This is a genomic window from Vibrio sp. AND4 (genome assembly GCF_000171815.1).
In the GTDB taxonomy this organism is placed as follows: domain Bacteria; phylum Pseudomonadota; class Gammaproteobacteria; order Enterobacterales; family Vibrionaceae; genus Vibrio.
The window spans coordinates 268,134-292,469 of sequence record NZ_ABGR01000003.1 but is presented as its reverse complement, the minus strand read 5'-3'; the positions used below and the strand labels follow the sequence as shown (position 1 = coordinate 292,469).

At 44.3% G+C, this 24,336-nt stretch carries 16 protein-coding genes and 3 pseudogenes; 5 read left to right on the top strand and 14 right to left on the bottom strand.

Annotated elements, in window-relative coordinates; all coding sequences use genetic code 11:
- Nucleotides 1-23: 23 nt before the first annotated feature.
- From ahpF to AND4_RS06460, 4 genes are all read right to left on the bottom strand, one after another.
- Entirely contained in the window at nt 24-1,592 is a 1,569-nt protein-coding gene (gene ahpF, locus AND4_RS06475; RefSeq protein WP_009842135.1) for an alkyl hydroperoxide reductase subunit F, read from the bottom strand.
- A 161-nt stretch (nt 1,593-1,753) separates the two neighbouring features.
- Nucleotides 1,754-2,311: an alkyl hydroperoxide reductase subunit C gene (gene ahpC / locus AND4_RS06470; protein WP_009842134.1), complete on the bottom strand. Its 558-nt coding sequence runs from the start codon at nt 2,309-2,311 to the stop codon at nt 1,754-1,756.
- Between the two features lie 355 nt (nt 2,312-2,666).
- Nucleotides 2,667-3,764, bottom strand: a complete 1,098-nt coding sequence (locus AND4_RS06465) for a YdcF family protein (RefSeq protein ID WP_009842133.1) — start codon at nt 3,762-3,764, stop codon at nt 2,667-2,669.
- Nucleotides 3,765-4,116: 352 nt separating this feature from the next.
- Nucleotides 4,117-4,377, bottom strand: coding sequence for a DUF2999 family protein (locus AND4_RS06460; protein WP_009842132.1), 261 nt, complete (start codon nt 4,375-4,377; stop codon nt 4,117-4,119).
- Between the two features lie 300 nt (nt 4,378-4,677).
- On the opposite strand from AND4_RS06460, the gene AND4_RS06455 reads away from it, so the two are divergent.
- Nucleotides 4,678-6,024, top strand: coding sequence for a sphingomyelin phosphodiesterase (locus AND4_RS06455; RefSeq protein ID WP_043991508.1), 1,347 nt, complete (start codon nt 4,678-4,680; stop codon nt 6,022-6,024).
- A gap of 67 nt (nt 6,025-6,091) precedes the next feature.
- Here the strand turns inward: AND4_RS06455 and AND4_RS06450 are convergent, their stop codons facing one another.
- The 6 genes from AND4_RS06450 to AND4_RS06425 form a co-directional block, all read right to left on the bottom strand.
- On the bottom strand, nt 6,092-7,216 hold the full coding sequence (locus AND4_RS06450) for a lipocalin-like domain-containing protein (RefSeq protein ID WP_009842130.1): 1,125 nt from the start codon (nt 7,214-7,216) through the stop codon (nt 6,092-6,094).
- On the bottom strand, nt 7,216-9,759 hold the full coding sequence (locus AND4_RS06445) for an FtsX-like permease family protein (RefSeq protein ID WP_009842129.1): 2,544 nt from the start codon (nt 9,757-9,759) through the stop codon (nt 7,216-7,218). Before AND4_RS06445 ends, AND4_RS06450 begins: the two co-directional genes overlap by 1 nt.
- Complete coding sequence (locus tag AND4_RS06440) at nt 9,746-10,465, bottom strand: ABC transporter ATP-binding protein (RefSeq protein ID WP_009842128.1); 720 nt, start codon at nt 10,463-10,465, stop codon at nt 9,746-9,748. The genes AND4_RS06445 and AND4_RS06440 overlap by 14 nt, the downstream gene beginning before the upstream one ends.
- Nucleotides 10,466-10,920: 455 nt before the next feature.
- The gene (locus tag AND4_RS06435) at nt 10,921-11,166 is read right to left on the bottom strand and encodes a DUF3297 family protein (RefSeq protein ID WP_009842126.1); all 246 of its coding nucleotides are present in this window, start codon (nt 11,164-11,166) and stop codon (nt 10,921-10,923) included.
- Nucleotides 11,167-11,382: 216 nt separating this feature from the next.
- Nucleotides 11,383-12,321: a hypothetical protein gene (locus AND4_RS06430; protein WP_009842124.1), complete on the bottom strand. Its 939-nt coding sequence runs from the start codon at nt 12,319-12,321 to the stop codon at nt 11,383-11,385.
- A 220-nt stretch (nt 12,322-12,541) separates the two neighbouring features.
- A complete protein-coding gene (locus AND4_RS06425) occupies nt 12,542-14,428 on the bottom strand; it encodes a methyl-accepting chemotaxis protein (protein ID WP_009842123.1) in 1,887 nt (628 codons plus the stop codon).
- A gap of 394 nt (nt 14,429-14,822) precedes the next feature.
- Between AND4_RS06425 and AND4_RS06420 the strand changes: the two genes are divergently transcribed.
- Together AND4_RS06420 and AND4_RS06415 are read left to right on the top strand one after the other, a co-directional pair.
- Nucleotides 14,823-15,251 carry a Spy/CpxP family protein refolding chaperone gene (locus AND4_RS06420; protein ID WP_009842122.1) on the top strand — a complete coding sequence of 143 codons (429 nt, stop codon included), beginning with the start codon at nt 14,823-14,825 and terminating at the stop codon, nt 15,249-15,251.
- Between the two features lie 389 nt (nt 15,252-15,640).
- Nucleotides 15,641-16,546 (top strand): LysR family transcriptional regulator, encoded by a 906-nt coding sequence (locus AND4_RS06415; RefSeq protein ID WP_009842121.1) that lies wholly within the window; start codon nt 15,641-15,643, stop codon nt 16,544-16,546.
- Between the two features lie 241 nt (nt 16,547-16,787).
- On the opposite strand, the pseudogene AND4_RS19430 reads toward AND4_RS06415, so the two are convergent.
- Nucleotides 16,788-16,919, bottom strand: a pseudogene (locus AND4_RS19430) (transposase); the annotation flags it as partial.
- A gap of 266 nt (nt 16,920-17,185) precedes the next feature.
- On the opposite strand from AND4_RS19430, the pseudogene AND4_RS19425 reads away from it, so the two are divergent.
- A pseudogene (locus tag AND4_RS19425) lies at nt 17,186-17,416 on the top strand (IS3 family transposase); the annotation flags it as partial.
- Nucleotides 17,417-17,423: 7 nt separating this feature from the next.
- A pseudogene (locus AND4_RS20445) lies at nt 17,424-17,639 on the top strand (IS256 family transposase); the annotation flags it as partial.
- Nucleotides 17,640-17,670: 31 nt separating this feature from the next.
- Here the strand turns inward: AND4_RS20445 and AND4_RS06410 are convergent.
- From AND4_RS06410 to AND4_RS06400, 3 genes are all read right to left on the bottom strand, one after another.
- Nucleotides 17,671-18,909, bottom strand: coding sequence for an RHS repeat-associated core domain-containing protein (locus AND4_RS06410; protein WP_144017042.1), 1,239 nt, complete (start codon nt 18,907-18,909; stop codon nt 17,671-17,673).
- Nucleotides 18,910-18,935: 26 nt separating this feature from the next.
- On the bottom strand, nt 18,936-22,775 hold the full coding sequence (locus AND4_RS06405; RefSeq protein ID WP_009842119.1) for an RHS repeat protein: 3,840 nt from the start codon (nt 22,773-22,775) through the stop codon (nt 18,936-18,938).
- A 225-nt stretch (nt 22,776-23,000) separates the two neighbouring features.
- Entirely contained in the window at nt 23,001-24,185 is a 1,185-nt protein-coding gene (locus tag AND4_RS06400; RefSeq protein WP_009842118.1) for a hypothetical protein, read from the bottom strand.
- Nucleotides 24,186-24,336 lie beyond the last annotated feature (151 nt).

The window sequence follows — 24,336 nt, the reverse complement described above, 5'->3', positions numbered from 1 at the left end:
CTTTGTGTTAAAGAGGGTGGAGATTAACCTTGCTTACGGATTAGGTAGTCAAATGCGCCTAAACTTGCTTTTGCACCTTCACCCATCGCAATGATGATCTGTTTGTAAGGAACGGTTGTGGCGTCACCGGCTGCGAACACTCCTTCTAGGCTAGTATCGCCACGGCTACCGACCTCAATCTCGCCGCGCTCAGATCGGGCGACTTCTGAATCTTTTAGCCATTCTGTGTTTGGTACTAGACCGATTTGAACAAAGATACCTGACAGTTCGATCTCTTTGATTTCATCTGTGTTGCGGTCTTTGTACTTCAAGCTGGTTACGCGAGTACCATCGCCCACGACTTCTGTGGTTTGCGCCATTGTGATGATGTCTACGTTTGGTAGCGAGTTCGCTTTGTCGATAAGCACTTGGTCTGCACGCAGTACGTTTGCGAATTCAAGAACCGTTACGTGTTCCACGATACCAGCAAGGTCGATAGCCGCTTCGATGCCTGAGTTACCACCACCGATAACCGCGGTTTTCTTGCCTTTGAACAGTGGACCGTCACAGTGCGGGCAGTACGCGACGCCTTTGTTTCGGTACTCTTGCTCACCCGGAACGTTCATTTCACGCCAGCGTGCACCAGGGCTTAGGATGACACTCTTACTCTTTAGCGTTGCGCCGCTTTCAAGTTGGATGTGAATCAAACCGTCTTCTGTGTGTGCTGCGCCCATTAGCTTCTCAGCTTGTTGCTCAGTCACAACATCTACGTCGTATTCTTTTAGGTGTTCTGCTAGGTCAGTGGCCAATTTTGGACCCTCAGTGCGTTTTACCGAAATGAAGTTCTCAATTGCCATAGTGTCCATCACCTGACCACCAAAGCGTTTAGCAACAACGCCAGTGCGAATACCTTTACGGGCGGCGTATAGAGCAGCTGCGCTACCACCAGGACCACCACCGACAACCAGTACGTCGTATGGGTCTTTTTCACTCAGTGCTTTCGCCGCTTTTTCGCTCGCACTGTCATCCACTTTGTTTAGGATTTCAGTCAGAGACATACGGCCTTGACCGAATAGCTCACCGTTCACGAATACGCTTGGTACGGCCATGATGTCGCGTTGTTTCACTTCATCTTGGAACAAGCCACCATCGATCATGGTTGCTTTTACTCTCGGGTTGATCGCCGCCATCATGTTGAACGCTTGAACCACGTCCGGACAGTTTTGACACGACAGTGAAATGAAGATTTCTACGTCTAGATCTTTGTCTAGTGCTGCGATTTGCTCAATCACTTCAGCTTCTAGTTTGATTGGGTGACCGCCAGAGTGAAGCAGCGCCAATACTAGAGAGGTAAATTCGTGACCCATTGGCAAGCCTGCAAAGCGCAGTGCTGTGCCTTTTGCTGGGTTAGTTACCGCCATCACTGGTTTACGTGCGCTTGCGTTATCGTCACGTTCAACGGTGATTAGGTCGCTCATCTCTGCGATTTGGTTCGCTAGAGACAAAATGTCATTCGATGCTTTGCTTTCATCTAGACTAACCACTAAACGAACGTCTTCTTTTACATTAGCCAGATATTGTTTGAGTTGTTGTTGGATCGCTTGGTCTAACATAGTTGTTACTACCTTAATTAAATGGTTACTGTAGATAAAACCTGAGGGGGAGAGAGCAAATCAGGCAGAAGGTCGTCAAGGTATCTAACCTGAAGTGCTCTCTCATTCAGTTCTAATCAGAGAAGGAAATCGGGGACTGATTAGAACTAAATTTCAATGACTTAGATTTTGCCAACTAGGTCTAGTGATGGCGCTAGTGTTTCTTCACCTTCTTTCCATTTCGCTGGGCAAACTTCGCCTGGGTGCGCTGCCACGTACTGAGCTGCTTTCACTTTGCGTAGTAGGTCTTCTGCGTCACGACCGATACCTTCAGCAGTGATTTCCATTGTTTGGATAGTACCTTCTGGGTCGATTAGGAAGGTTGCGCGGTCTGCAAGACCTTGGCCCTCACGCATCACACCGAAGTTGTTTGTGATGTTGCCTGTTTGGTCGCCAAGCATGTAGTACTGAATTTTACCGATTGTGTCTGAGCTGTCGTGCCATGCTTTGTGAGTGAAGTGTGTGTCAGTTGATACTGAGTAAACTTCTACGCCACGTTTTTGTAGCTCTTCATAGTGGTCTGCTAGGTCGCCCAGTTCTGTTGGACAGACAAACGTAAAGTCTGCTGGGTAGAAGAAGAATACTGCCCATTTACCTAGAACGTCTTGTTCAGTTACTTCAACAAATTCGCCGTTTTTGTACGCGGTAGCTGCAAATGGTTTGATTTGAGTATTAATCATAATTTACTTTCCTTTGAATGTTTTAAGCTGAGCTGTTGTTGCTTTCGGAAAGTATATTCTCATCGGAGTGTGTTTAAGGAAAATCGCTTGTAACTATCCTATTGATAGCTATTTCCTATTTCACGTGATAGGCATGTCCGATGTAAGTGAATTTGCTTTGATAGGTTTTATTGAAGATGAATGCGAAGTGGCAATAGAGAAATCGGTAATGATCTGAAGGCTGTTTTCTGGCTAAGTACGGCCTTGTGTCAGTGATTCTGAGTGGCAATCAAAACAAAAGACGCATGCGTCATGCTCAAATAATTCGATAAGAGACCGCATCAAAGCGGCCTCTTTGGCTTTCTGGCTTAGTGAATTAACGTGACTCTAGTGGGTAAGAGCGGTAGCTCCACATGCCATAAGTTCGCAGCGCATCGCGGTAAATACCGAGCAGTTCGCCATCGCTGGCTTTGGCTAAGTCTTTCAGCGGTTTGTCTGGGTAGCTTACGGTGTCGAAAGTGATGCCTTGTGGACCAGTTTGCCAGCTTGCGACCTCAAATAGTGTTTGTCCACGGCGTACGTGACTCGCTGAGCTAATAATGGTCGCGTGCTTGATATTATGACGTGCCAATGCGTAGCTACTGAATAGGGCGTTACCTACTGTGCTGGTGGCGTAGTTTTCTTCGATGATGCGATCTTTGCTGATGCCTTTTTCAATCAGCCAATCTGCCATTAATTTGCCTTCAGTTTTGTGGTTTTTTGGCACGCCACCCGTCAATACGATTAACGCATCTGGGTTCGCTTGCGCCATTGCTAGCGTGGTTTCCAAACGCTCAATCAAGATTGGATGCATCGAACCATCTGGGTTAAGTGCGTAACCGAGAGTGATGATCGCGCCTTTGTTATCCAGCTTGCCTTTATCGGCTTTTTCTTTCAGTGGCGTTGCGACAACGCGGTCGACGGTGTCAAAGATGCGCTGGATGTCTGCTGCTTTACCGGCATTAAGCTTAGTGAGCATTGCCATGTGTTTCGCTGATTCCGATTGATTGCCTTCGAAGCGTTGCCATACTGCTAGGTAAGCGTGTAAATCCACATCATCTGGTGCAACGGAAAGTGCTTGTTCAAACAGTTCAATCGCGCGGTGTGCATTTTTGTTGTAGATCTGCGCATTAGCTGCAGAAATCAGTAGGTCAGTACGGTACGGTTCAAGCTGGTATGCTTCAAGCAAGCGGTCGGTAACCATCTCCATGTTACTTGGCATTTTGGCGGTAAAACCAGCATGTGAAATACGCGCTGGCGACTTAAATGCCTTTACAGCGTCATCGAGCAGTTGGTCGACAACCTGGCGTTTGGTGACGATCTGTGAGTAATCGGTGGAAGGTTGGACAGCAGCATCATTAGCTGCGATAGAGTATGGGGCAGCCGTCAGCGCAATCACGCTACCAAGAGTAATAGCAAGTAAGTTCTTCTTCATGGGGTATCCTAGAGGTACGGTATAAATTAGTTTTTATAGTGCTTATTGTTATCGCTCGAACTGTCATAGCTCGAACTAAGTCGATGTATTGGGCCAGTCTAAGTCTGGTTTATGAATAATCTGTGAAATGAATCCCAACTCAGTTGAGTGAATAAATGCGAATGATCAAACACGAAGTAAGATCACGAAAATATTGAAGACTTTATTGGTGTGTGAAGTCATTATATTAAAAGGTAAACGGTGTTGGAAATGCCCGTTGAACTAGAGAATAAATAGCACAATTACAAAAAGGCCGTTAACCCGAGTATTTGGGTTAACGGCCTTGTCCATATTCAGCATGAATGACTACGACTCAGTCAACTTGGTTTTGAAGCTTCTCTTTTGCTTCTTCAACCTTTGAGAAGTCCAGTCCTAACTCATCGACTGCTTCTTTGATTAGCGCAGGGTTTTGCATGACTTGCGCCATCAACATTTGTAGCTTGTCTTGTGGCAAACCTAGTTGGCTGATTGTTGCCATTGCCGCTAGTGGGTTTTGCGTCAGAGTTTGAAATATCTCGTTGATTTGTTCATCGCTGATATTGTTCTCTTTCAGTAGCGCAATAATCGGGTTCATCGCATTTCCTTTTAATCACAGTGTGTAACAAACCGAGTTTACCACTGTCGGGTTTGTTGATGATAGCTATTGAGGGGGTATGAGCCTGTGCTGAGCGTTGGAGGCTTTTGAATTTAACAAGAAAACTGCTTTGAGTGAGTTATAAATAGTCACATTCTGAAAAAATATCACATAAATTTAACAATTGAGTCACAATTAAGTTACACCGCACATTTTTGTTCTCTCTGGTTTGCTCGTTGTTGCATATAGGGCTTAGGTTGAAATTGAAAGTCCACGTATAACAACTAGTAAGGAATATTAATGATGAGAGCATTGACTATCGCCATCTTATTTTGGGTCATGACCTTTCAAGCACTGGCCACTTCCGCTTATTACATAAATCGAACAAATGAAGCAATACGCATCAAATTCGTTGTCGATACAACGGCCCCTGTTGAAAATGGCAACCAATATACTGCGCCCTCTGAGCCAGTCATAATTATGCCGTTTGAGCGTGTTAAAGTTGCGGAATTCAATCGGTACTACGGTATCGAAAATGGTGCCACCTACGACTACTACATACATGTCGAACGTCAGAGTGAAGAAGGAGGAGGTTGGGTAGAAGAACAGGGAACGCCAGCAGCACAGGTTCGTCTTAGAGGGCATGGTGCGGGCACGAAGTTATATTATGGATTTAAAAACTTCATATTGAAACGCGATTACGAACCATATGTGACAGAGATGAAACGCGATAACGGGCGTCATGCAGAGTTTGGTGTTAAGGCGCTTTATGTCGCCGGGCCTGATGATGTTGAGTTTGTCATTGCTGAGCATGATATTGCAGAGGTGGAGAGCCGAGATAATGCTTTGCAAGTTGCGACGTATAACATTTGGATGATTCCTTCCGTATCTTCAAACATTTTTACTCGTGCATCTATGATGGAGCACAGCTTGTCTGGTTACGATGTGCTGGCGTTGCAAGAAGTGTTTTCGAGACATCGAGAGCCAATGTTCGACGCTTTGAGTGCTGAATACCCTTACCGAACTGAGGTGGTGGGGGGAGACAGTCACGCAATTTATGACGGTGGTGTAGTGACCTTAAGCCGCTACCCAATTCTAGAATCGGATGCTTTGGTTTTTGATCATTGCGCAGGAACAGATTGCTATGCTGATAAAGGAATTGTTTACACCAAGATAGATAAAAATGGCGAGATATACCACATCTTTAATACCCACCTTGCATCGTTTGATACCCGAGAGGCGAAAAGGCTTCGTCGCTTACAGCTCGGTCTATTACGAACCTTTATGCTAACCAAGCAGATTCCTGATGACGAAGCTGTGATCTATGCCGGTGACTTCAACATCGATAAAAACAGTGACTTTTCAGAGTATTTGCTGATGTTGGCAACGCTTGAGGTCGACCCTCCGGCTTATATGGGCTATACCGAAGCCACTTTTGAGCCGAAGATCAACCCTTATGCCTTAGCTAAGTATTCTGGAGGTGAAAAGTCTGAGTTCCTTGACTATGTTTTTGTGAGTTTGGAGCACCGCAGGGCTTCAAAGAACACCAACACGGTGAAGTTGAAACAGCGAATCAATAAGGATCAGTGGGGGCAATGGCACCTGTCGGATCATTTTAGTGTGGTCGGTAACTTTACTTTCGATTAGTGTAGGCAAATGACTTGTTCGTGCCTACCGAGTGTATCTGTAGGCACGAATTATTGTCTTCATCTATTTAATAACCTGTGAGCTCCATATAGCCACGACCATGATGCGAGCCTTCAATGTGTACTGGCCCTTCCCAATAAGGTATTGACAGCGGCATTTCGGCGTTTGGGTTGAGTGCAGTAACGGTAATCTCAATTTTTTGATTTGGAATCGAAACTTGCCACTCGGTTGGATAGCTGCGTCCTTGTATTTCTGTTGTTTTGAGTGTGTTTAGGCGGATGTCTTTTTGAGCAATAGCAATGCCAGAACCATCTTGCTGCATCAGTTTTGCGTTGGAATAGCTGGGCTCTCCAGTTTTGGAGTCACGCAATTGAAAAACCACTAAACTGGTTTCATTATTTAGCCTCAAGGCAAACCAATCCCAGCCCTGTTGTGAGTCGAGCAAGAATTGTGAGCTCCACTCTCTGTCTATCCATCCTTTGCCCGATACCTGATGGGCTTTGCCATCGATAGTGACTTCGCCAGTTACCTCTATAAAAGGTTGGCTATAGTAATACGAAGCCACCTGCCCATCGGCACTTTTGGTGCTGTATCCTTGCTTGCCTTGTTTTTGATAAGGTGCGTTACTGGTAAGAGTGAGTGAATAACTAAACTGCTTAGAGCGGGCATTCAGATTGGCAGGGAAGAGCTCATCGGTTGTTGATCGCCATTGCCAATCATCGAGATAAACCCGAAGCGGTGAAGTGTCTACGCCGGCTAGAGAGCCCTGACCACGAGACCATTTTTCGTCGGCGTAGTGTTTATTAACCGTCGTCACCGCGCTGTGTGCCATGTAAATTTGCTTAGTTTGCCATGCGCTTTTCTTCTCTTCACCCTCGCCAGTTGGTGGCGCAGTAGCAAAGCGAAATTGGGTCCATTGAATGCCGAGTGGGTTGCCGTCTTCATTGGTTAAATTGGCGGTTAAATACCACCATTCGTGACGAAAACTCGGGTGCGCTTGATGGTCGGTTGGGAAGGTGAGCTCAACACCCTCAACGACGGGTTTGAATTGATTACTCTCGCTGTTTGTGTCTCCATCGCCAAGCAGCATTCCCATACTTGGTGTGCCCATATTTTTTTGTTGGGGATCTTCACAGCCAAATAGCAATAAACTGCTAATGATTAGAGTATGTTTGCTCGCTAATCGAACCATCACAACACCTCGCTTTGCAAACTGGAAATGGCCGGTTTATTGACCAGTCGCCACAGCGGGGTCAAGGTTGCAACTACCGCCACCAAGATGGTAATTGCCGCAATGTTAAGGGCATCCCCCCAATTCCACAGGTAATTTAAGCTCCAACCAAAAGCGCGCAAGGTGACGATATCCGTGAGTACATAGCCGACCATGGCACCAAGGGGCAGGGCAATAACCAGAGTAAAAGTAACCAGAGCGACAATTTGTCCGATTGCCATGGTCATTAATTTACGGCGATTAACACCAAGGGCATACAGCCTTGCAATGGCGGCTTTGCGCGCGTCGAGTAACATAAAGCAAGCACTGAACAAGCCAATCACGGCGACCATCAAAGTCACGCCGTTGAGTGCGCGAGTAATGGCGAAAGTTTGCGAGAAAATATCCAACGCGATGGATTTGATTTGCGCTTGATCATAGAGCTGACTTGGGTGAAGATTCAGTTGCTCGCGCAGTTGGTTGTAGACGATTTGCGGATCTCCAGAGACTTTAATGCCGAGGCTCGTCGGTAGATCGGTAAACCCGCTTTCTCTCCATAATTTTGGTGCTAGCAAGATCTCTCCATTGGGTGAGCCATAATCATGGAAAACGGCCCCGACTCGCAGCGTCTTATTTGGCATCGCATTAATTTTAAGTTTGCTGCCCTTTGATAAACCTAGCTTGATCGCAGTCGGTTCACTGATGGCGACCAACTCTCCTTGATAAAAGCGTGGCCAGAAGTCATCAATCTGCGACTTAAACACCATGGTTTGCTCTAAGGTGTCCTTGTCTTTGGTGCCGAGTAAAATCGGCAAGCCTTGCAGATTATCGTCGACATAGTATTGCTTATAGACCGTCTCAACTTTATCGAACTGCTCTAAAGCGTGTTCCACCTTGGCGATGTCTCCTTGGGATGGGCTCACGTAGATATCGGCATGTAATTTTTGTTCCAGCCACTGTTTTAACGTCGATTCAAAGCTGCCAACTAAGGTATTCATCCCCATGTTTGCAGTCACGGCGAGTAGCAGTGCCATCATGGCGAGAGAAAGTGGAGAGATCAGTTCACGTAGCTCCGCAAAAAGATACTGTAATAAACCGGAATCGGTGTACTTTTCACACTTATTCGTTAATACGCAAAGTGTTTTTGGTAGATACAGAGGAATCGACACCACGAGTACGCCAAGCCATGCCATGGTGACGCGGTGATGTTCACTCAGCCACAGCCCTACGAGTGAGAGGGCCGTCAATACAATACCAATCAAGAACAATTGATTTTCGCTGGAGGTTTCTGGTGCTTGATAAAGACCACCGTGAGAGGACAGCGGCTGGCGTACTCGCTGTTTAAAGTGTTGCCAACACGCCAGCAATGTTGCAGCTAAAGTGAGTAACAGCGCTTGCGCCCACCATTGCCACTGCCAAGTACCGGGCAACAATGTCGCACCGTAAAGTTGCTCTAGTGTTAGTGCAACGGTTGGATGTAACCAATGGCTAAGCTGCATGCCCAAAACAAAACCGAGTGAAGTGCCGATGGTAACCAGGATGGTCAGTTCGACTAATAAGGCAGAGAGTACAATGCTTGGCGCAACACCCGACTGTTGGATTTGCACTAACAGCCGGTTACGTTTTAGCAAGCTGTACTTTACGCCATTGTAAGCAATAAACAGCCCAACTAAAAACGCGAGTAAGCTCATCGCGGTGAGGTTGAGGTGAAAGCTGTCAGTCAGTGAGCCTAGGTCAGCGCTTTGATTATTGATGATCCATTGCCCCTGCTCACCAATAATAGTCTGCCATTTAACTTGCGAATCTTGGTTTGAGATAATGCTGGTGTCGTTGCCAACATGGAAAACCGCAATGTAACTGATCTGTCCTTGTTTCTTGAGCAATTGCTGGGCAAAACCAATGTCCATCAACATTCGGTTACCTAATTGCCATTCGTCAGGCAATACGACCACTTTGACTGGGGTATCGTCCAGAGTTAAGGTTTCTACTTCGCCTAAGTTTTGATGCTGGGATTGGCTCATCATCACGATCGGCATCCCAGCTAAAAGTTCAGGTAAGGGCAGTACACTGTCGAATAAAGAGACGTTTTGCGGGCTATCTGACGACTTTTGTTGATGATGGGTTGAATAGCGAGTGCGCGAAGAGACAGCAGCAATTAACTCGCTGCCTTGCACTGACCAGCGACGCCCTTGTTCATCCCTCACTCGCCCTTCAATCACAGGCAGTGCAGCACTGAGTCCGCTTTGTCTTAAAGTGAAGTAAAGCGATTCAGGTAAATAGTGTTGTCCTGCAGGTGGAATAATAAGGATTTGAGCTTGAGCGCTGAGTTGCTCCGTGGTTTCTATATAACTGCGCTTGGCATTGAGGTTGATGGCCTGTACCGCGACAAACAAGGTCACCGCCAGCACGATACCGACCAGAATGGCTGCCGCTTGCAAGGGCGCTTGGCGATAATGTGACGCAAACAGACTGAGTGTGAGTCCTGTATGTGCCAATTTGGTGTTTGAAAGCTTAGCTTGCTGCATGATGTGGCTCATTTACATCGCGTTGAATTTGCGTCAGTCCGTTTTGCAAACGACCATCTTTCACACACCAACGAGTCTGCATAAACTCAGCACACTCGGAACTGTGAGTCACTAAGAGCACTGCGGTATTGGTTTGAGTGGTGATTTCACGTAATAACTTCATTACGGCCAAGCCAGTTTTTTGGTCCAGGTTACCGGTGGGTTCATCGGCAAGCAGAAGCCTAGGTTTGTGGGCGAGTGCGCGAGCAATAGCGACGCGTTGTTGTTGGCCGCCAGAGAGCGCTGATACATGTCTATCAAGTAGTGGGTAGATGCCTAACGCTTCGACCAAATGATCGCACCAGTCACTCCATTTTTGTTGATTCAAATGCAAAGGAAAGGCGATGTTTTGCTTGACGTTAAGAGGTGTTAATAGGTTGAACTGCTGGAAGATAACGCCAAGTTCTTGATAACGGAATCGGCTCCATTGCTGGTCTTTCCAAGCTGCGGCGTTATCGCCATTTAACCATAATTCACCGCCGGAGAGAGGCTCAAAACCAGCGATGATGTTAAGTAGTGTACTTTTGCCGCTGCCACTGGCCCCCGTCAATGCCGCGCTTACACCCGTATTCAGGGTGAAGTCGACACCCTCCAACACGAGATGGGTTTCTTTGCCATCGACAAAGCTTTTACTGGCGTGTTTGAGTCTTACAATAGGGCTTTCCATTTTCTCTCCTTACTAACCCGTCGCCATGGCTTCTTTCCGTAACCACTGCTTTGGTCGCTCCACAAAAACTTTAAACAACATTCAGATAAAAACAGAGAGATACATCAGCTTTTAATCAATTGTACTCCATGGCTGGTGGAGTGGATTGATTGGGGAAAAAGTTTCCACTTGGTTAGGGATGCGTGATATCGACATAAGCTCCAATCAGCAGCGGACAACACAAAGGGAGAGAATGGTGTCTAAAGCATTGCGATTGATTACTTTTGAAAGCGATAACAATTCAAGGCTACCCAGATGCAAATGGCCACTGTTGGGCACGGCAGTGGTGGTGAGAACGCAGCACAAGGGCTTGGAATAAAAAAGGGGGCAGTGTTACAAGAAACACAGTTCAGGACATTAAATAAAAAAAAGCCTAAAGCATGTGGGTTTTAGGCTTTTCTCATACTGAAGGTGGTTTAAACGTAATACGCTTCAACTTCACCTTTTAGCTTAACCAACATCGGGTTACCGAAACGGTCTTTTGCTTTAGGAGAAGCAATTTTTACCCAACCTTCGCTGATGCAGTATTCTTCTACGTCAGTACGCTCTTTGCCGTTAATGCGAATACCGATTTGGTGCTCGAAACATTCTTTAATGAAGAATGGGCTACGTGGGTTACCAGCCAGGCGATCTGGTAGTGCAGGTTTAGCTGTCTCTGTCATTTTGTTTGACCTTGAAGTCACTAGAAAAAGTGCGTCATTGTAGTCAGTGCAAGGCGAGTGTTCAAGAAGTGTTGGAATGAGTTTGATGCGTATAGCATTCTGTTACGCTCATTTCTTGTCACCGCCGTCATTGGTAACATCAGAACGACTTTTGATTATTGCCGTCAATGCCTGTTGCACTAAGGGAAGAGTGTTGAGGCCAAGGTCGGCGTTTCACTAAGCGGCTTGCGGTCTCGGCCTTGCCATGTGTGAGCAGCACTCATTAAGCCAGCCGTTACGGTGAGCAGCGTTGTACGCCCCACGGCAGCAGCGCAACCAGTCTTTTTTGGTCGAAAAATATGACGCGCTACCTTTACAGATTTTGAGCGTCCATTTGGCTCGTGCTGATCTCATGTGTTGGCAGCACTGGTTCATCCAATCGTTCCTGTGAGCAGCAAAATAGGCACCGCTGCATCCTTCTTGCCATGCCGTTCTGGTTTTGTATTCATTGGCGCTTCGGACGCAGGCGTCTAGCGTCCATTTTTTTTGCGTTCTTGGTGCACCCATGTGAGCACAGCACTGTTCTAGCCAGCCACGATTTCTTGCTGCTTGGTAAGCGCTTTTACAGGCGCTGATCCACTGCGTTCGTGTGTCAAAGGAACGTGCACTTTTGAGACAGGCGGCTAGGTCCCACTTCAGTTCAACTGACTTCATGTGCGCGCAGCACTCTTCCAGCCATCCGTTACGATTAGCTGCATTGTAAGCTCCGCTGCACCCTCGCTGCCAATTGGACCGAGTATCGTATTGCTTTGCGTTTTCTGCACAAGTCTCAAGCGTCCATTTTTTACCTGTACGGGAAGGGAGCATATGGATGCAACAATCTTCTATCCAACCGTTTTTTCTTGCAGCGTGATAAGCACTTTTGCAACCATGATTCCACTCTGAGCGCGAATTATATCGGGCGGCGCTGCGCTTGCACTTGTCATATGTCCACTTTACGCCAACACGCTGCATGTGGGCACAGCACTGATCCAGCCAGCCATTTCGATAAGCGGCGCTGTAAGCCGCTTTGCATCCATCGCACCAAGCTGTGCGAGTTTTGAAATTCGCCGCGCTTTGTTTGCACAGTTCTAAATTCCATTTTCCCCTTTTTCTGGGTAGGTCCATAAGATTCATACACACCCCTTCAAATGTTCCTGAACAAGGTCGAAAAGCCGCTTCTCTGAAATTACAACCTACCTCACGCTCTGATAATCTTATGGGCGTTGATAGGTCTATCATGCTCTTATGTACGGGTTTTTAAGGCTTTCGGGTCAATTTAGGCCAATTTATCGAGGGGAGAAACAACAAACCCCGCAACGTGCGGGGTTTGGAATTGATGGGGGTGAAATGAGATTTACGTCAGTTTGAACGTCGCCACTTTCGAGTTGAGGTCAGCGGCTTGGGATTTAAGTACCGATGACTGATTCTTGGATTCGTCTGCACCGATTACTAAGTGATCCGTGACATCTTTAATAGAGGTCACGTTTTGGGTGATCTCGTTCGTTACGTGAGTTTGCTCTTCTGCTGCGGTCGCAATTTGGGTCGCCATATCGCTGATCATCGCTACTGCTGAGTTGATTTCATCCAAGGCTTGAGATGCGCGGTCGGCATCTTCTACCGAGCCTAATGCCAATTCAGAACTGCGCTCCATCAAGGTGACTGCGCGTTGTGTAGTGCGTTGTAGTGTCTCGATGGTGGATTTGATTTCCTCTGTCGAAGTATGAGTACGTTGCGACAAAACACGAACTTCATCGGCAACCACAGCAAAGCCACGACCTTGTTCACCTGCACGTGCCGCTTCAATCGCAGCATTCAATGCCAACAGGTTAGTTTGCTCTGCAATATCGCGAATGGTTGATAACACAGTGTTGATGTCTTGAGCGTGTTGGTTTAGCTCGCTGATCACACCGCTGGCTTGGTTTACTTCTGAAGACAAGTTGTTGATCGAGTCTTTGGTGTTCACCACCAAAGAGTGGCCGTTTTGTGTACTTACTGAAGAGTCGTGCGCCACTTTTGCGGTTTGTTCTGCATGAGAGGCAATCTCTTGTGTCGCACAAGCCATTTCTGTCACTGCGGTTGCCACTAGCGTGATTTCTTGTTGCTGATTATTCAATTCTTCAACCGATTGGTTTGCACGTTTGGTGCTCAGCTCTGATTGATCATTTAAGTTTTCTGCTTGATGACGAATATGACCGATAAGCTGTTGAAGGCTAGCAACGAACTGGTTGAAGTTCTCTGCTAATTCACCGACTTCATCGCGGTTTTCCACTTTGATACGCTGAGTTAAATCACCGCTACCATTGGCAATTTGCGATAAGGCATCTGAAACGTTGCAAAGCGGACGGAATAGGATGTTACACAGAAGACTAAATAAAGCGACACAGATGATGACCACAATCGTAGTTGCGATAATTTGCCCCCAAACCGCCTCGTAAATTGGAGCAACTAAAGAGTCGTTATCCAGGACAGTTACTGTCGTTAGTTTGGTGCCTTTAATGGCTTTGGCGTAAACGACGAAGTCTTTTCCATCAATAGAGATGGTGCGTTTCTGACCTGAGCTAGCGGCTGCGACGATGTCACTATTGCTTAAGCCCATCTTACTCACCGGTTTATTGAGTAATTTACTGTCGTTATGGATAAATATATTGCCCTGTTCGTTGGCGATAAACATGTAACCTTCACCCGGCAGAATTACTTGGTTTAGGCTATTGAGAATATCACCGATTTCTACGTCTGCACCCAGCACGCTTGTTTGGCCATGAAGTTGCAACGCCTTACCCAGAGAGACCACGTGTGCGCCAGTTGCCGCAGCAACTGTTGGGTTGTCCATAAAAACTTTAGAAGGGTTTGCAATGGCGTTGGTGTACCAACCCCACTTGCGAGGGTCATTGTTGCCCGGTGGGAGAACAACAGCATTTGCATTATCTTGAGAGCCGTCTGGGTAAGCAAGGAAAACATTGTCAAACGCGGCGGAGTCACGGACCTGTTTTAGGTGCGCCACCATTGCGGATTTCTCAGCTTCTTGGGATAGTGATGTGAGTGCGCGTTCTTTTGATAATAACCAGTCGCTTACGTATTGATTGTATGATGCGCTTGTGCTTTCTAGGCGTTGATCGACATCAATATCAAGTCGTTGCAAAGAATTACGAAAAGACAGACCTTCTACCAGCACTCCTCCGAGGATGATGGCAGCACTGGCGGAGATCGCCAGTTTGTTCTTTAGAGATAGATTTTTAAGCATAAAGGTTTCGTTGACTCTTATATTTATAAAAATGTTTAATCGATAGCGACATTATATTTCGGTTATCAAAATAAATTAAGATCGATGTCGCGTATTTAAGTGTTCTTTAGGTCAGCGCGCAGGTATTTAACAATTTTTCCTTGCCTTTGAGGCGGCTTATTGAGTGGCAAGGCGTTCACTAACGGTTTGTAGATAACAACCGTTTCCTAACTTGTGATGTATACCTTACTAATTGGCGCATATCTCATATTAAACGGTAAGCACTTAAAGGCGCTGATATATTTTTTACGGGCTCAGTTTTGTGAACTAAAGTCTCATATTGATTGGATTTAGGAAACCATGTTGTATCGCCTCGGTCTCACATAACTCCAAATTTAAGTAAAGAGGTTCCCCAATGAAACGCTATCTATTGCCGACAATTCTTATTCTGAGCAGTGCCAATGTTTTCGCAGAGCCTGCACCAGTGCAGCCTGTGGCCCCAAAGCCATTTGGTCTAGAAAGCATCACGACTGAGCAACAAGCAAAGATCGAAGAAATCCAGATTAAACTAAGCAGTGAGCTGTCGAAAGAACAAGACCCCAAAGCGGCCCAAGGTATTGAAAAGCAGTTCGAAATGTTGATTAAAGCATCGTCATTTGATGAAGTGAAAGCGGCGACACTGATCAAACAAGCCCACGCAAAACAGCTTAAAGCACAATTAGCACAGTTAAAAGCACAGCATGATGTCTACAATGTGCTGACAGCAGAACAAAAAACGACGCTAGAAAAGCGACAGCAAGAGCAACTGAAGCAACTTAAAGCACGCCAGCAAGCCAGTCAGTAAACACAGACAGTTGCTTTTCCAGTTGAAACCACGAAGGCTCCTATTCGGAGTCTTTTTTTATGGATAATTTAATACTTGAAGAGAAAATAAAAGCGTTCAACGCCTCTCTTTTAGCGCCAGTTTTATTTCTTTCATGCGACTGGTCTATCGTTTCCTCGATAATATCGTTGATGTTTATACAAAACCTTCCAATAATGTAAAAGTTTATTTTTTTCTTAGGTTTTAATTATAGAGACTACATCCAGTTTTTAGCTCATAAACGGCCTTTGGATTCTTGTTGTTATAATGCTCGCCAGACTCATCCTTTGCACTAAGCGATATAGATAAAGCGTTGACAAAATTTACGGTTTTAGTTTACGACTACTTACTTTTTAATGGGGACTGTATTGATGATAATCCAATATACTTTAGAACAATTGATGTCGTTCTCTACTGTGGCTGAACATGGCTCATTTTCTAAAGCCGCACGTGTTATTCGTAAAGACAGAACAACGATCAGTGAGCATGTTAGCAATCTTGAAATTGCTTTGGATACCGAGTTATTTGCTCGAAGTGGTAATAAATTAACCATGACAAAGGAAGGGGCAATACTGTTACGTTGGGCTCGCTCCTTGGTAAAACAAGCGCATGGGTTTCAGATGGTTTCAGACTCCTTGTCATTACACGAACAGCATCACTTTCGTATCGGTATTGATATGAATATATGTAATGAATTTATTGTTGATGTCAGTGCTGCACTTAAAGAGAAATATCCTAATGCGACAGTTGATTGGATTTATCGTAATAGACCAGAGGCACTGAATGAGGTTAATGAAAAAAGTTTGGATGCAGCCTTAATACTAAAAAATGATCAAGCTAATAATCTTCTCCCTCCGGCTGGGCTGACGGCTTGTTATCTAGGAGAAATAAAAGGGAAAATATTCACAGCTGTTGACTCCCCGCTGCAAGATCTTGGCTCTATAAACTTTGAAGACTTACTTGATAGCACGAGGTACGTACTTCAAAGCTTTTATGAGTCGGGTATTGGGGAACGAGCTTCTTACTCCGGACGTCAAGTTGTTCTAAACGGTATTGATTTGGTGGTTAAGTTTATTGAGAAAGATGGCTGGGCTTACTTGCCTTCAATTAATACTGTTGAGAATCACCCCAATATTAAAATGTTAAATGCAGATTTTCTGAATCAACATTGGTCTACAGGGCTTGTTTTGGTCAGCAGGCGAGATATCTCTGGTGACATCTACCAATGTCTATTAGAGCGCATAAAAGATTTATTTCATGCATCTTTTTCATCTTGATACTGAAGCCACTCTATTTCCACTAGTACGCACGAATCTGACTATAACTTTGCAATTTCTTGCCATTCTTGTTCGTGCGCGAGTACTCTCCATAAATTGTAATTGAAGCTAAAATAGGCTTTATTGCGTAATTAAATTTAGGGATAGAGTAACCCTGTTTCGCATATTTCTTAGTCAATACGACAGGTTTCAGGTGTACCTAACCTAATAAGCTTGTTCAACGCTTTTATCATCGTGTAAGTTTCACCATGAGTGCTATCGTGATAGCTAAATCACTGAACCGACGCGGCCTCCCGCGCTTATTCTGTTTTCTTTGCGGCCACCCGCTTATCGCCTCTTCATCAATCCAAAAGGTTAAAGAGCCACGGTTAATGAGTGATTGGTTGTATTGCTTACAGTTGGTTGTTCTGTAACGTCAAATTGCCAAATACCCTAAACAATCACAGTAAGTCTAAGGCGAATTAAAAAATTCAAAATAGAAACGATTCTTAAGGTCCCCGGTCATATTGGGTTAGAGAGTGTTAACTCATCAGTACTAAACGCAATTGTCAGTTTGGGTAATGACTTGGGCGTTGGTCTGATCGCAGAGGGCGTAGAGATAAAAGTGATCCTCACCAATAACTTTGGACACTGGGTTAACGTGGTAGACAGTATTGCTCGAATGATTATCAAGACCTCATATCTGATTATAATCTAAAACAAAGTATGAGTAGGAAAGGAAATTGCTGGGACAATGCTTGTGTTGAGAGCTTCTTCCATTCTACGAAAGTGGAAGCAATTCAATACGAACCGATAATGATCAAAGATGAGATGCGTCAAACGGTCTTTGGGCTCATAGAGGTTGGTTATAATCGGGTGAGAGGGTATTGATCTAGCCATTTACACAACTAACGCCATTGGATCTCCCAACAGCGTTATTAGAAAAGCGATTAAGAAGCGCAAGCCTTCCCTAGCGGATGAATCCGCTAGGAAGGTGATCTACCTGGCAATCCAAGATGCTTCCAAGAAGTGGACGGTGCCGGTTAGAAACTGGCGACAAGCACTAAACCGCTTTATGATTATGTTCGAAGACCGACTCACTGAATGCATGTAACCCCGACAGTTACACAGAGCTATATAATGGGTTACAAATTAAATCTCCTAATTAATTCCTCATCCCTACGGCTATAACAATATGCATGAACATAGTGGCCAGGCCTTTTATGAGCGTTATTCAAATCTTTCCTTGTATAAGGGTAATTGAATGAACTATGGAGATCGTGCACATATACGTTTCGATTTCCAACATTATGTACAAATCTTAAATCCTCTTTGTAAAGCTCATAATCATTTAAACGTGGACTTCGCATCTCCTTCAACCAGTTTCGGCCACTCTTAAAGCCATGAACACCTGAGAGGATATGAACATCAGAATTTGAATTTCTTCTCGCTATACTTGCTATAGGGTTGTTTTTTACATCGTAAACATCTGTACCTTTGTTAACTACCCATAAGTAACGATCATCACCAATATCAATCTGAGACCAATAATTACGCTTCTTAGGTCTTACTTTATTGGACATCATTCCAGCCTCAGCCCCAGCCCTAGCCCCAGCCCTAGCCCCAGCCCCAGCCCTAGCCCCAGCCCTAGCCCCAGCACCAGCACTTGCCAGACCGATAACCGCACCTAATGCGGCGTTGATTCCTGCCTCTTTCACTGGTGTGCCTGTCGCGACACTTAGACCAAAGTCAGCCGTTCCGGAGGTCAGTGCATCACCCACTGCCAATAAACCTTTGGTGGTCGCTTTGGCCCCTTGCGCTGCGGCACCAAAAGCACCGCCTATCGCACCCAAAGCGATGCCTATACCTACTTGCGCCCAATTAAAGTCATGAGTAGGATCAATCGCCGTCTGAATTCCCTCGCTCGTAACAGCAATGGCCCCTCCCACTGCTGCTCCTATTGCCGCACCTGTTGCAATACTCTGTGCGCTCGCGATGGCTGAAGCCACTGCTGCGCTTATAGCACTCGCTATAATAGCAAAATGACCACTGGGATCGGACTGATTTACAGGGTCCCCTAAACAATAGGCATAGCTGTTAATTCCTCCTTTACCAAACGGGCTCATGCTGTCACATGCATGAAAACGCATCAAGCGAGGGTTATACATACGATAGCCGTTACCCAAATGGTAACATCCAGTCACAGGGTCGCGACGTTCACCGTTAAACCCCAATGGGTTGGCAGATAATTTACTGTTCTTTAGTGAGGGCGCTGTCATACCTCCAATGGCTTTACCCGCTGGTGTCAAAGAAGAAAGCACAACAGGCGCAGAGGCAGCTTGCTTTAAAAAAGTGCGCCTACTCGACATTGATAATTTATTCATGAATACCTCATTTTTTAGCATTTGGTTTACCCTTCACCGTAGGGCGTGTATTGGCGGTCTTCACGCTCACGCTCTTTTTGATCTTGAGACTTGGTTAAACTTGTCACTATACTGCCTTGACTGTTTGCCAATAAGATCTGCTCGCACGATTCAGAGCTTGAAGTGACACTGCGCTGAGTAAATCCTGGGGATGCACGGTGATAACAAGTATCTATATTCTCCGATGATTCATTGGCCAGCTTATCTCCCTGGTAATAGAGATACACTGGCGAACCACCTGCGGTTTGGGAAACTAACTGATTTTGCGCGTTATAGGCATACTTAGAAATTTGGCGACCTTGGTCTACAACAGCAGACACTTGCCCTAGAGCATTGTATTGATATTCCAGATCATTCTCGTCAAACAGCAAATTACCCGCTTCATCATATTGGAAACTAATTTTCGAGGGATATGAAGTATGTGTATTTTCCATAACGACCATCCTGACAGGGTTACTCTCATCATAAGTGAATGTTGCTATGTTCTCCCTGCTATCATCAAATGTACTGATCACTTCAGTAATATTGCCAAAGATGTCATGACTAAATTCCTGACTGGAAATTATATTTCCATATCCATCATCAGGCTGTTTAGGTCCATTACAGACATAGGTTGATAGTCTATATAAATCATCATAAGTATACTCTTCCGTGGTTGTCCCTGAGTTGTCGGTATATATTCGACGTTCAACTTGTTGAGACAAGGTGTATTCCTGACTAGAACGAAATATTTCGACGCCCCCAACAGTGATAAGGCGGCTCTCTTCTAATCCAATATCGCTAATACCTAGCTCAACTACTGTCTCTTCTCCATCCTGAGTGCTGGTATAGCGCCAAGGACGACTGTGCTCATCATACTCAATTTCTGTTATCGTTTTCTTACCTGAATGTAGTGTATGAGTGATAAATTGAGGGCGAAAATAATCGTCGTAACTCCACTCAGTACGGTTACCAAATAAATCAACTACCTTTGTGGGGCTACCTAATAATGTGTAATCATAACTTGCAACCCTCTCACTACCATCATTTAAATGGACAGTTTCAGTGGTAACTTGTCCCAAATTATCTCTTTGCAGTACTCTTTCACTATTAGCATTAAACTCTCGTAAAGGCAGCCCTGTATACGAGTCATATTCATATAGGCTAGTTAAGGCGTTATCACCTAGAATAGAGGTATTTTCTGGTACTTGAAGAAATGGGTTGTAAACCATATTCAAGCGATCTCCCCTTGGGGTAATCATATTATCAGCGAAAGGTGATGAACCAGTGTAATTAAAACTGCGAGTTGCGCCAGCTGCATGCTCTTCTTGAAGGCGCAGCAAACCATCGTACTCTCTTCGGCCCATTTCTACTTCATTAACGCTAACCCTTGATGCTTGCTCAGTATCTGAAAAAATAGGGTATTCCATACCTTCAATGATGGCTTGTCCATCGATACGTCGCGTTGTTTTTACCACTCTGTCAAAGACATCATATTGATAAGTAGTAACATGTCCGTCTGTATCAATTGTATTAATGAGGTTACCATAGCCATCATAACGGTACTCTGTTTTAGCCAGTAAATCGTCTAAACTGTTTCTTGTCTCTTTTCTAATCGTTTGCCCTGCAATGTCAAAAAAAGTGGTCTCTGACATTAATCCAACTAGCCTAGTGGTCGAGGTTAAGTTAACCGGATCGTTATCCACTTGCTCAATGCGACCATCGGCATGGCGTACTTCTTTAACGTTACCATTTTCATCATAAGAGTATTCTGCAGTCACACTAACCCTTTGACCATCAACCCAATCACTATCGGTTTGAAAAACTAACATGCCAAAGGCATCGTATTGACAATCCTGAATACGCTTGGGTGTTGTATAATTCAAGGCCACCTCTTTGGCTATTATATTACCCGCATTGTTCAAACGAGTAATGAGCACATTACCAAGGCTGTCCGTTTCTGTTATCGCATTGATGCCATCTCCAACATGATACTGCCAGTATTTTTGCGCCTGATAGTCGCTGCCTGCCGCTACTACAGCGCGAATAGTGCGACCCGATGAGTCGTATTCAGTAAGGTTACAGATACCCGTAGGGCTTACCGATTCAGTCATTTGACCATAGATGTAATCTACACTCTCTGATGAAGAAGTCACCAACCCATCAAACGTGTTTATTGTTAAAGTCGTCTTAAGATTTTTATCCAGAAATTCATAATCGTAAGTGGTGAGCGTGTCGACACCATTAATGGTCATGATCTCTGTTTTAACACGTCCGTGTTCTAAGGGAGAACTAATGTCTGATATATAATCAAACGTTTGTTTGTGTGTTTCAGTCTCTTGAGTGTGTAGTAGTGCAAATGATCTAGATGAATCATCCAGTCTAGTCCAAGCTACATAAGTCATGATTGTAGAACGGGGTGAAGAGCGAGTAATGGGGTTAGGAATAAAGGTTTCTTGTTTCAATAAATACACCATACCATTCGGATCTGCGGGGCAATTATTCCCATCACCAGAAGCAGGGTAATAGATACTTTCAGTACGCGAGCCGTCAGGCGTAACCTCTAAAGTTTGGTTGCCATAGTCATCATAATCATAAACCGTCGATGCGCTATTTGACTCCCCGTTGCGATGAGAAATAACTTTCTGCTCCTGTATTAAGCTATATTTACTTGGTTGATGCTCAATACTAACGTCCAAATCAGCAAAATAGACATTGTCTTCAACGCGGTATAGATAATCACCGTCATAATACTCGGCTAATTCCATTAAATGATATTTGTTATATTGACGTCGCACTGATTTAGTACCGTTGATGATTTCTTTAACCTCATAACGATAGTCAGATTCTTGCTTGAATAGCGTATCTTCGCCTGATTTCCACCCAATACCACTGCTATACCCCAAATAGCTTCTTGCCGAACCGTCGGGCTGGGTATAGTCATAAGTGATATACTGCTTGTCTTGACCGTCACCAGGTGAGCGAGTAAAGTCTTTAACTCGCGGTAGGTACTCAAAGGGAGCGCCACCGGGAAGACGGTGCCCTTCAGAGGTATAAGTGACTTCCTCCATTAACCCTGATGGATATACCACTTGTCTTATGACCTGATAGCCACACGCTTCTATGTGTCTATATTTGATTTCGAGTGATGAATCTTGTTCAGGAAAAGTGACACTCGTTAAACCTTCAACGAGATCCCAGTCACAGATGACTTCTCGAAATAGTTCGCCATCGACCTTGTGTTTAACAGAAGTTTTATTTTCGTTCGAATCCCACCAATCAATAATAAACTCGGTACCCTTACCCTCATTTTCCTCCGCATGACCAGAATCTGAAATTCTCCACAAAGACATGACATTGAGATTATGTGAGGAATAATCAAAAAATATTTCTAATCCCTGAGAAGAAACCGAACGCATCAGCAAACCTGAATTCCAATCTAGATAGTCTTCTCTTCCATCTTTATAAACTACCTTAATCTCATCTGTTTTATCAATGTAAAAGACCCGAATATCTTTGAGCTTTAGGTAGGGAATATCATATTCTTTTAATGCATCGTTCCACTCAATCCTAAAAGATTGCCCTGTTGATAGATTAAGTGTCCCGGAATTATTGTCTTCAGAAAAATAGCGACTAACAGAAACGCTCCATCCAGGACCGAAGCCTGAGTTAACTTTACTGGCATCACTATGTGCTAATTGCAAATCAAATGCCGAACTACTTGCTTTATGGAAATTAGTTCGGCCAAGCGTAATACCAAGAGAATAACTTCCTGTTCGAACATCAACTCCAGATGATATATAGTCACCGGTATTATATGCGTTACTTGTTATTGTTTGATCTGTCATATTTCATCAACCTCATAATTAAATTAATAGATGACATGCAATATTTAAATTTTGAAGATGTCCCCGGGTATTCCGGGGAACTTACTAAAGCATTGACCAAAATTAAAAATAGCTTACGATTTAATTTTTTGATTGGCATCCATCCACAGGTAAACCCGTTGCTTTCTGTATTCAAAGATTAAATTTAAAGCAATTAAATGCTCCATGCATGTATTACAATCATGATTAAAATCCTGGAACAGACAATGTCGCACTATCAGGGTTCATGGTTATTTGCAATGGGAACTCGTTTCCATATCGGTCTTCAACAGTAATTATCGTACTTGTTCTTCCTCCTGCTGGCGCATAATCTTCACAATTAGCTGAACTCTGGCCAAGAACCTCCTTTTCGTTATACCATCTTTTATGTTCCATAACGCCCTCACAGTTCAGAATGGATCTATAATATGTATTATCAATTTTTTCTACACCCAATCTTAATTGGTCATCATAACTTAGCACGAGAAAATAAAGCCCATTAGTAGGTGCCTGCACAGACTGAGATAAGATTACTTCGGGATTAACTCTTGGAAAATTGATACTTTTCACTTCTGAAGAGGCAATGTAAGCATAGTTCGCAGTATGTTCTTTGTTGTTTTTATCTCTTATATTGTATAAGATCCCATCGCCCCATTGAGCCAAATAATCGCCAGACAAATAAACAGGTGTGCGGTCATAACCCATTACGTCACCATTAGGCAAAGATTTCAATTTCACCCCATCTCTGCTGTTCAAAGTATAAGCTGTTACTTCTATTCCTTTTGACTTTTGACCCCCTCCATTATCATAAATTTTGACGGAATCAAATGAAGTAATAGGAAGGTTAATAGGTGGCTCTACAGTATCTATATAAACCTGTTCTCCAGAATCAACATTCTTACTACAGTTATCGCTTGTAGATGTTACTGACTTATCATCAGTCTTTCTAACCGTCACCGCCACGCAGACAGTCGCGCTGATAGCGTTATTTGTGGAAAGGTATCGTGTTGTAGTACTTGGTATAAAATCAGAAGATTTAACTGCGTCAATTTCGTGAGGATAGCCATTATCTGATTCGCTTACACTCCAGCCAGATAATTCGGTTCCTGTATCAGCATTTTTAAATTCAACACTGTCAAATTCCCAACCATCATTCAATTCAAAACCGACATTAATACCAGCTTGCATATTGCCATTGGCATAAATTTGAACACTTTGTTGACCTTGTATTGTGTTTAAGTAAAGACCTTGAACCCCCGATGGTTCTGGCCCCTTATTATCCAAGGCGAATGCGTTAGTGGAAAAAAATCCCATACATACAAATGCAATGGATAGTTTCTTCAAATTGTTTTTCAAAATATTATCTCCGTTTAGTTTAATTGCCGATTTCAAGCTCAGTTTCGCGAGGAATCGTGTAACTTTTAAATAACTCTTTCATTTTTTAGGCTATGCCATAATCGTTCGATAAATCATAGTTGCCCCAGACCTTTTTCATCAATGCTAATCCGTACACCATTGTCGACTAATATCTGTATCAACTCAT

What these genes read in the sequence shown, in the direction of transcription:
- ahpF (WP_009842135.1), bottom strand. Translation starts at nt 1,592, where the DNA reads ATGTTAGACCAAGCGATCCAACAACAACTCAAACAATATCTGGCTAAT.
- ahpC (WP_009842134.1), bottom strand. Translation starts at nt 2,311, where the DNA reads ATGATTAATACTCAAATCAAACCATTTGCAGCTACCGCGTACAAAAAC.
- AND4_RS06465 (WP_009842133.1), bottom strand. Translation starts at nt 3,764, where the DNA reads ATGAAGAAGAACTTACTTGCTATTACTCTTGGTAGCGTGATTGCGCTG.
- AND4_RS06460 (WP_009842132.1), bottom strand. Translation starts at nt 4,377, where the DNA reads ATGAACCCGATTATTGCGCTACTGAAAGAGAACAATATCAGCGATGAA.
- AND4_RS06455 (WP_043991508.1), top strand. Translation starts at nt 4,678, where the DNA reads ATGATGAGAGCATTGACTATCGCCATCTTATTTTGGGTCATGACCTTT.
- AND4_RS06450 (WP_009842130.1), bottom strand. Translation starts at nt 7,216, where the DNA reads ATGGTTCGATTAGCGAGCAAACATACTCTAATCATTAGCAGTTTATTG.
- AND4_RS06445 (WP_009842129.1), bottom strand. Translation starts at nt 9,759, where the DNA reads ATGCAGCAAGCTAAGCTTTCAAACACCAAATTGGCACATACAGGACTC.
- AND4_RS06440 (WP_009842128.1), bottom strand. Translation starts at nt 10,465, where the DNA reads ATGGAAAGCCCTATTGTAAGACTCAAACACGCCAGTAAAAGCTTTGTC.
- AND4_RS06435 (WP_009842126.1), bottom strand. Translation starts at nt 11,166, where the DNA reads ATGACAGAGACAGCTAAACCTGCACTACCAGATCGCCTGGCTGGTAAC.
- AND4_RS06430 (WP_009842124.1), bottom strand. Translation starts at nt 12,321, where the DNA reads ATGAATCTTATGGACCTACCCAGAAAAAGGGGAAAATGGAATTTAGAA.
- AND4_RS06425 (WP_009842123.1), bottom strand. Translation starts at nt 14,428, where the DNA reads ATGCTTAAAAATCTATCTCTAAAGAACAAACTGGCGATCTCCGCCAGT.
- AND4_RS06420 (WP_009842122.1), top strand. Translation starts at nt 14,823, where the DNA reads ATGAAACGCTATCTATTGCCGACAATTCTTATTCTGAGCAGTGCCAAT.
- AND4_RS06415 (WP_009842121.1), top strand. Translation starts at nt 15,641, where the DNA reads ATGATAATCCAATATACTTTAGAACAATTGATGTCGTTCTCTACTGTG.
- AND4_RS06410 (WP_144017042.1), bottom strand. Translation starts at nt 18,909, where the DNA reads ATGAATAAATTATCAATGTCGAGTAGGCGCACTTTTTTAAAGCAAGCT.
- AND4_RS06405 (WP_009842119.1), bottom strand. Translation starts at nt 22,775, where the DNA reads ATGACAGATCAAACAATAACAAGTAACGCATATAATACCGGTGACTAT.